The sequence below is a fragment of the Vibrio sp. V39_P1S14PM300 genome (assembly GCF_009904765.1).
GTDB classification, from domain to species: domain Bacteria; phylum Pseudomonadota; class Gammaproteobacteria; order Enterobacterales; family Vibrionaceae; genus Vibrio; species Vibrio proteolyticus.
Genome location: NZ_WXWP01000075.1, coordinates 1 through 7,834, shown reverse-complemented (window position 1 = coordinate 7,834; position 7,834 = coordinate 1). Strand labels below are relative to the sequence as shown.

At 48.5% G+C, this 7,834-nt stretch carries 9 protein-coding genes; 4 read left to right on the top strand and 5 right to left on the bottom strand.

Annotation, left to right across the window (positions count from 1 at the left end):
* Positions 1–96: 96 nt before the first annotated feature.
* On the top strand, positions 97–501 hold the full coding sequence (locus tag CAG65_RS03690) for an Hsp20 family protein (protein WP_161452251.1): 405 nt from the start codon (positions 97–99) through the stop codon (positions 499–501).
* A gap of 45 nt (positions 502–546) precedes the next feature.
* On the opposite strand, the gene CAG65_RS03685 is transcribed toward CAG65_RS03690, so the two are convergent.
* Complete coding sequence (locus CAG65_RS03685; protein ID WP_161452249.1) at positions 547–1,119, bottom strand: mechanosensitive ion channel family protein; 573 nt, start codon at positions 1,117–1,119, stop codon at positions 547–549.
* A gap of 273 nt (positions 1,120–1,392) precedes the next feature.
* Between CAG65_RS03685 and CAG65_RS03680 the strand changes: the two genes are divergently transcribed.
* Entirely contained in the window at positions 1,393–2,616 is a 1,224-nt protein-coding gene (locus tag CAG65_RS03680; protein ID WP_161452247.1) for an HD-GYP domain-containing protein, read from the top strand.
* A gap of 41 nt (positions 2,617–2,657) precedes the next feature.
* On the opposite strand, the gene cdd is transcribed toward CAG65_RS03680, so the two are convergent.
* From cdd to sbcB, 4 genes are all read right to left on the bottom strand, one after another.
* Positions 2,658–3,545: a cytidine deaminase gene (gene cdd / locus CAG65_RS03675; RefSeq protein WP_021705519.1), complete on the bottom strand. Its 888-nt coding sequence runs from the start codon at positions 3,543–3,545 to the stop codon at positions 2,658–2,660.
* Between the two features lie 202 nt (positions 3,546–3,747).
* Positions 3,748–4,425 carry a CidB/LrgB family autolysis modulator gene (locus CAG65_RS03670; protein ID WP_161452245.1) on the bottom strand — a complete coding sequence of 226 codons (678 nt, stop codon included), beginning with the start codon at positions 4,423–4,425 and terminating at the stop codon, positions 3,748–3,750.
* Complete coding sequence (locus tag CAG65_RS03665; protein ID WP_021705521.1) at positions 4,416–4,790, bottom strand: CidA/LrgA family protein; 375 nt, start codon at positions 4,788–4,790, stop codon at positions 4,416–4,418. Before CAG65_RS03665 ends, CAG65_RS03670 begins: the two co-directional genes overlap by 10 nt.
* Positions 4,791–4,841: 51 nt before the next feature.
* Positions 4,842–6,296, bottom strand: a complete 1,455-nt coding sequence (gene sbcB, locus CAG65_RS03660; protein ID WP_161452243.1) for an exodeoxyribonuclease I — start codon at positions 6,294–6,296, stop codon at positions 4,842–4,844.
* Positions 6,297–6,780: 484 nt separating this feature from the next.
* Here sbcB and fabG point away from each other — a divergent pair, with 484 nt between their 5' ends.
* Both fabG and CAG65_RS22160 read left to right on the top strand, forming a co-directional pair.
* The gene (gene fabG / locus CAG65_RS03655; RefSeq protein WP_021705523.1) at positions 6,781–7,503 is read left to right on the top strand and encodes a 3-oxoacyl-ACP reductase FabG; all 723 of its coding nucleotides are present in this window, start codon (positions 6,781–6,783) and stop codon (positions 7,501–7,503) included.
* A gap of 132 nt (positions 7,504–7,635) precedes the next feature.
* On the top strand, positions 7,636–7,834 hold a 199-nt coding region (locus CAG65_RS22160), incomplete at its 3' end, for a GFA family protein (protein WP_443098372.1).

Sequence of the window (7,834 nt, the reverse complement as noted above, 5' to 3'; positions counted from 1 at the left end):
AGGTGTATCGTCGGCATCGTCAGATGTGTATAAGATTCAGCAATTGATCTGACTCCACTTTATCGGAAAGCTATTGGTTTTGATCGGCTGGCGTCGATGATCGACAGCGCACTGAACGCTGATCCAGTTTCAGCGGGATACCCTCCGTACAATATTGAAATGGTGGGCGAAAACCAATATACCATCACACTGGCCGTTGCCGGGTTTGACGAAAGCGAACTCGATATTCAGGTTGAACGTGGTGTCCTGATGATAAAAGGGCACAAATCCAGCAAAGCAGAAAGTAAGTTCCTTTATCAGGGGATAGCGAATCGTTCATTTGAGCGCAAGTTTGACCTAGCTGAATACGTCGAAGTCAAAGATGCAGAATTGGCCAGTGGGTTGTTGACTATTCACCTGATCAAAGAGGTACCGGAGGCGATGAAACCAAGGCGTATTGCCATCACCCAGGCCGATAAAAGTCAGGTTATCGAGCATAAAAAAGACGAATCACTTGCCTGAGCAATCAATCAGAGAATTAAGGCTGCACGTGGTGCAGCCTTGCTTTTATTTGCGTGGTATGCGGGTATAAAGCCGGCGAGTCGTTTTGGTGGAAGGTTTTTTCACTTGTTTAATCACCCCTTTTTGCAGCATCAGGCTATTGGGGTAGGCGATAATGTTGCCGTTATCATGTCTGATTAACACGTGGAACATCCGAATGTCATGGATTTCACCGCTGATGTCTTCATCTTTATCCACGACTTTGATGCGATCACCAATCCGGTATGGAAAGACGAAGAAGATCAGAAAACTGGCAGTGATATTGCTCAGGATCGACCACTGAGCAAATAAAGCGACCCCCAGAACGGCGAACACCGATGAAAGGAACAGTGAGACATCGCCATAGCCGATCCCGGTGGCAATCGCGAAAATTGACGCAAACAGGAACAGATACACGGTATTGAAGCAGCGAGTCACGAATGTTAACCGAGCTTTGTTTACGCCTTTGGCTCGTGCCAGGCTGGCTATGGTACGGTTGGCGACTTTCTTGATTACCAGATACGAAAGAATAATGATCAGGCCGATCAGTACCTTATATCCAACCGTCCCAGCAGTGAAGTAGTGTGTTAGTGGCTCCATAAGCTACCAGATTAGGTCATGATGAGCTTGAGCTCATCCGAGTTGAACAATCTGATTGTGATGATAAAGGCAAATGAAAGGAACGCCAAACACTACATTTTATTGTGTAATACGCTTATTTTTATTGTGTTTATTAAATGCGAATGTGCGGTGTGTTTCGCAAAAATGTGGGCTGTCTCTTATAGTTTTGTCGATTAAAAGGTGATCTTTTCCGACGTCTCTCCTTATAATCATGTTGTTGTGTATCTGAGAGACATAGATTGAGCGATTGAGATGCAGTTTAATCCAGAAGAATCGGTCAAAATTTCCATTGAACAGCTGCTGCCAGGCATGTTTGTGACGGCGATTCAGCAGAGCGAAAAGGTGAACCTTTCTCATGCCGGGCGAGTCAATTCCCAAGCCTCCATTCAGCAGTTGGTCAGCACTGGAGTGAAGTTTGTCTGGGTGGACCAGAAGTTATCCCGAAGTGGTGTAGTGATTAATGCCTATGTGGAGCCAGACGTCGAACCTGCTCCCCCAGTCGGAGAGTCGCCCGAGCCCCAAACCAATCGGCGGGGACGAAAACAACTCAGTCGTGACGCGGCACAAAAAAAAGCGGCGCGTATCATTGAAGAAGCCAAAACGCTGGCTCAGAAACTACTCAATAAATCTCTGAATAATCAGGATATTCACGTCAGTGAAATAGAATCTTGGGCGGGGGAGATGATTGATACGGCGTTAGTAGACAACAATGCTTTGCAATGTGTCTCCGCACTTCGAAATAAAGACGCCTATTTACTAGAGCACTCGGTCAACGTGGCCTGCCTGATGGTGACGTTTGGTAGACACCTCGGGTTTGATGCGGAAACACTCAAAGAGATGGCGATTGGCGGCATTATTCATGATGTGGGCAAAGTAAAGGTTGACGATCAGATTCTGCATAAGCCAGGTAAGTTAACGCCGGAAGAATTTGAGCATATGAAGCTGCATCAGGTGTTTGCTGATGAGATCATTGCCAACGTTCACGGGCTGAGTCAGATCAGCCGCGACGTTTGCCTGATGCATCACGAGAAACTTGACGGCAACGGCTATCCGAAAGGGCTCAAAGGCGATCAACTGCCCGTTCATGGCCGCATGAGCGGTATCGTGGACATTTATGATGCACTGACGGCAGACCGTTGTTACAAGCAGGGGATGAGCTCGGCAGAAGCTTTCAAGATCATGCTGTCGTTGACGCCATTTCATCTCGACAAAGAGTTGGTGTACAAGTTCATCAATTGTATTGGTGTGTATCCGGTTGGCTCGATCGTTGAACTCAGTGATGGCCGGGTCGCTATCGTCTGGACAGCGAATCCAAGTCAGCCTCTGAAACCTGAAGTGAAGAGTTTCTACTCCAATAAGTACCACCGTTTTACGGATGTGGCGTTTATCGATTTGAAAAGCAGTGCGTTGAAAATCGAGCGGGCACTGGCTCCTTCACAACTCGATTTTGACGTCAAACCTTTCTACGACCAATAATAAAAAGCCCCGAGTCATGTCGGGGCTAATCATGATTGGGTTTACATTGCCAGGTACGAGACCGGAATGTCAGGGTTGATGGCTTCCAGTGTTGCCTGAGTATCGGCCAGATGGCTGATGGTTCCTTCCGCCATTTCAACTAACGCAGCCGAAACAATATCACCGAACTCACGACCATCCAGCAGTATCTGAATCAGAGCGACCTGAAGAGGCGGCAGGCTAGGGTTAAACGCCGCGTTTTCCGCATACGCGCCTTTAAAGACTTTTCCATCATTCAATTGTAAAGCGACGCCACTCAGGTTGTGAGTGTAAGGTGCATGGCTTGCGTTCAATGCGCTTAATGCCGATCGTACCAGCGGATCACTGTCCTGAGTGGTCTTGCCATGATCGACTTTCGACATCAATGCCGATTCAATACCAAGATCGGACGGGCCGAACGAATCTGGCAGGTATTGCTGCAACGTCATTTCATCGCGCTCTGGAAGTTGAACGACCAGTTTGTCTGCCGAGCTCAGTTCATTCATAAACTGACGACAGTGACCGCAAGGGCTGAAATTGACCGTAATGTCTGAGATGCCGGTTTCACCTTTCATCCATGCGTGACTGATCGCACATTGTTCAGCATGAACCGTTTGACCTAGCTGGCAACCGGCAATTTCGACATTAGCACCGAAGTAGATACGGCCGGACAGGCCGCGAGCAAGAGCACCAACATTGAATTTAGAAATGGGCGTGTAGGAGTAGCAGGCGGCAAACGGAAGAAGCGCCACACGAAGTTCCGCGTCGTTCAAACCAGAAACGATTTGCAGTTGTTTAAACTGCTCCGGAGACAAAGTCGCGTCAAAATCGTCCGCCAGCAGAATAGGACCAAGGTAATCTGCGATGGACGCCGGCACATCTGAGAGTGCTTGTTCAATACGGCTTTTCATAATGAATCCTTATTTGAATGCTGGATTACATTTTATGATAACGCTAAAACATTACTGAGATTTAGATCACGCTAAATAGTGTAATGATGTTGATGTTTTCATAATTAGAGTGATGTCACACATGATATCGATTGCACCTTATGTTTCAGTGAACTCCGTCGTATATCAACCTTAGTATACGACGGAGAACGCGGAACGTGTGTTAGTGAGACAACCAGACGGACAGAGCAAAAATGCTGGGTGCCAGAATGGAAGTGATGACGCCGCACAAGACCAGCGCAAGTGAGCTGAATGCTGCATCACGGGGATCTTTTTCTGCACAGGTTGCCGTCCCAAGGGCATGCGAGACGGTACCCATGGTCAGCCCTTTGGCGATCGGGTGCGAAATATTCAACATGTTATAAATCGGGTAGGCAAGAATGGCGCCAAACAGCCCCACCAATACCACTAAAACGGCAGCAATCGCTGGTTCTCCGCCGAGATGGCTGGCGACTTCCATTGCAATCGGAGTGGTGACGGATTTTCCCATCAAACTGGCAATCAGTGCCACATCGGCTTTCATTGCGACGGCTATCAGACCTGCGGTCATCATCGACATTACACTGCCGACACTGCACGCCAGCATAATAATGCGCCAGTTCGCCCGTATTTGTGGGATCTGTTCGTACAGGGGAAACGCCAGTGCGACGACGGCCGGCTGCAGTAACATGCTGATCCACTGGTTGTCCTGATAGTAAGTCTCAAACGGAACCTTGAGGTAAGTCAGAATCGGGATAATGATCGCGATACTGATCAGCAGAGGGTTCATCAGAGGTGTTTTAAATTTCTGGCATAACCAGCGGGCGAAAAAGAACACCACGAGCGTCGCGATTAACCACATGTTTTGTTCCCCTTCTTCAACAGACGATCCAGCATCAGTCCAAGAAGGACCAGGACGATCAGCGTGCCACCGATGGCGCTGGCCAGAATGGGCAGAGCATTGTTGATCAGCAGATCAAAATGCTCCATCAATCCCACACTGATGGGAACAAACAACAGGATCATATAGCGAATAAACAGGCTGGCGCCTGGCTTAACCCAGTCGGAAGGAACCAGGCCACTGGCCAGTAATCCGAACAGAATAAGCATGCCAATGATACTGCCCGGAATCGAAATACCGAGGAGGGACTGAAGATTTACGCCTGCCATCAGGCAAAGGAAAATAAGCCCGATGGAGACGATGTATTGCAGAATGGTTTTCGCCATTTTTAAGTGCCGTAAAGATAAAGGAAAAGAGCAGAAGTCGCGTGTGGCGCTCTAAGATGTGAGCTCCATCACGTATTGGTAGACGGATTTTAAAATAGCTATTTTCTTTTCGTCAGTTTCATATTCGTGAACTAAGTTTTCCAGATTGAGCATATAGTCCTCAAGACGACTTTCGAAGTATTCACGACAATGATTTGCCCAGCGTTGCTGCTCAGCTTCGTCCAGCGTCCATGGATAATGGCGTGCACGGTAGCGGAATAATAATGGCTCGATGCGCGCGTCATTAAATGTAATGTCCAGCGCGGCCAGGTTATTCGGATCGGTGGAGCGAATAATGTCCATCGACGCTTTGTCTGCCGGGGAAAAGAAGTTGGCGTATAACTGTGTATCAACGTTGTCGCTCTTTTCGTACTCGCGTTCAACGCTGTAGATCGCGATGAGTTTTTCGCGCACTTCCGGATGTTGACGCAATACGGCGAGATTTTTCAGGCACTGCTCGCGGTCGATCCCGATTGAAGCCGCGTTTTCTGCGGTCAGGGTCTTGGCCGGTGCCAGAATTGGACATTTGTTTAAATGAACCAGCTTGATCGGCACCGGTGCTTGATCCGGACCCAACTCGCTGCGTTTGGTGTATAGACGTTCACGCAGCTCATCCGCACTCAGATCCAGCAATGGCTGAGGATCTTTCGCCAGATCGACCACGACCACGGCGTTTTGATTGGTCGGGTGCCAGGCCAACGGCACTATCCAACTTGTGTACTGGCATTCACGTCCGAGCATGCCGGAAACGTGCATCAGCGGTGTCATGTTGACGATATCAATCAACTCATTAAGTTTACGCTTATGGCGCATGTCAAAGAAGTAGCCGAAGAGCTTAGGCTGCGCGGCTTTGAGCTTTTTGGCCATTTCAATGGTAGCGATAACATCTGCCATCGCATCGTGTGCGTTGGCGTGTTCTATACCATTGGCGACAGACAAGTGCTCCAGTTTAAAGCTGGTGAAGCCTTCCTCGTTTTCTGGCCAAACCACGCCTTCTGGTCTCAGTGCATGGCAGGCGCGCATTACGTCGAGTAAATCCCAACGAGAATTGCCGTTTTGCCAGCTCCATGCATAAGGGTCAAGGAAGTTTCGATAGCAGGTGTAGCGAGTGACTTCGTCATCAAAGCGGATACTGTTGTAGCCAAGGCTGGTGGTTTTAGGCTTGGACAGCTCGGCGTGAATACGAGCAATAAACTCGGGCTCAGGTAACCCTTGTGCTTTGGCTTTTTGAGGCGTGATGCCAGTAATCAATGCGGCTTCCGGAGACGGCAGGTAGTCGGACGGAGGCTGGCAGTATATGACTAGGGGGTCACCGATAATGTTGAAATCCATATCGGTACGTACGCCAGCAAATTGTGAAGGACGGTCTAGCGATGGACTGGTTCCCCAGGTTTCATAGTCAAAAAAGAAGAAAGTGGGTTGCTCTGAGGTACCTGTGGTCGCATTTGTTTGATTCGAAGTAGACAAAATAGCCCTTATAAATCAGTTTGATAGTACATTCGGGTGTGAATGCGCTCAATGTATGGTTGTTTTCCCCACTAAGCTTATCTGGCTGAGGGAGCGTTAAAGGCTCGCAGAAAGCTCGGAAAAACAAGCGAATTCATAGCACTAAGTATCCGATAAGCGACGGCATGAAAGCAAGGCATATCACCCGACAAATCTACCGCAACGGCTGAGAAAACAACGCAGGCACGTGTGATTCACGGTATTTGGCCTTCATATTTTCGCCATCAAACAATCATCACTTTGTTGTCTCGGCTTCACAGGCGTCAGTCATACTAGCTAAACGACAGAACAGGATCGGTTACTGACATTGATATACGGCAGATTTTGTTACCCAGGCACGCATTGCCAGTGCCACCTCAGTGTTGAATGACGCGCTTACCCCTCAAGTCTTCGATGAAGTGCGGGGAGGCCATTTGATTTAAGCCCACTCAGGAAAGGAAGAGCCATGAACAACAGCCAAAAAACCGCGCTCGTGACTGGTGCCGCCCGAGGCATTGGCAGAGCCATCTGTGAACAGCTTCTGAATGATGGTTATCAGGTGATTGGTTTAGATATCACACCGATAGTCTGGAGCGATTCGCCGGCATTGGTTGCATGCGAAGTAAACTTGTGTGATGCCGAGCAGGTGAGAGATGTTGTACAAGAAATTCGTGAACAGTGCGAATGTGTCGATGTGTTGGTCAATAATGCGGGTATTACTCGTGACGCAATGTTACCGGATATGCAGGAAAGTGATTGGAATGCAGTATTGGATGTCAATCTTAAAGCCGTATTTTTGCTCACGCAGCAGGTCGCGCCACTGATGTTGGAGCAAGGAAGTGGCAGCATCATTAATATTTCATCCATTGTCGGGACGGATGGGAATGTCGGCCAAAGCAATTACGCTGCCAGCAAGGGCGGGGTGATCGCCATGAGTAAAGGCTGGGCGAAAGAGCTGGCAAGAAAAGGCGCCCAAATCCGAGTGAATTGCATTGCGCCTGGATTTATTGAAACAGACATGACTAAGGCACTTCCGGAAAAAGTCATTCACTACATGACCTCAAAAACACCACTTGGTCGAATGGGCAGCGCGCAGGATATTGCTGACGGCGTTGCGTTTCTGGCGTCAGACAAAAGCCGTTTTATTACCGGGCAAGTGCTAAAAATAGATGGTGGATTGGTGTTGTAGAGGCCTTGTCTCTACAACACATAAATGTCGAGATACTGCGAAATGCGCTAACCTATCTAACAGTAATCGGATCAGTCGACGATACTGTGTGCATGGGAAAGACCTGAACACGTGTTTTAAATATTTAAAGGTATGCCTTACCAGGCGCACCAAGGAGGACTCATGAAAGGAAAGTGTTTGTGTGGCAGTGTAGAAGTTGAAGCAGTAGATCACGCTGATGTTGGATTGTGTCATTGCTCTATGTGTCGACGCTGGTCCGGTGGGCCGATGTTTGCGGTACATTGTGGCAAGGCCGTGAAATTCACTGGAGAAAGGCCGTCAGTTTATCGCT

Bases quoted from the DNA above. Each gene is read 5' to 3' on its own strand.
- CAG65_RS03690 (WP_161452251.1), top strand. From the start codon at position 97: ATGATCGACAGCGCACTGAACGCTGATCCAGTTTCAGCGGGATACCCT.
- CAG65_RS03685 (WP_161452249.1), bottom strand. From the start codon at position 1,119: ATGGAGCCACTAACACACTACTTCACTGCTGGGACGGTTGGATATAAG.
- CAG65_RS03680 (WP_161452247.1), top strand. From the start codon at position 1,393: ATGCAGTTTAATCCAGAAGAATCGGTCAAAATTTCCATTGAACAGCTG.
- cdd (WP_021705519.1), bottom strand. From the start codon at position 3,545: ATGAAAAGCCGTATTGAACAAGCACTCTCAGATGTGCCGGCGTCCATC.
- CAG65_RS03670 (WP_161452245.1), bottom strand. From the start codon at position 4,425: ATGTGGTTAATCGCGACGCTCGTGGTGTTCTTTTTCGCCCGCTGGTTA.
- CAG65_RS03665 (WP_021705521.1), bottom strand. From the start codon at position 4,790: ATGGCGAAAACCATTCTGCAATACATCGTCTCCATCGGGCTTATTTTC.
- fabG (WP_021705523.1), top strand. From the start codon at position 6,781: ATGAACAACAGCCAAAAAACCGCGCTCGTGACTGGTGCCGCCCGAGGC.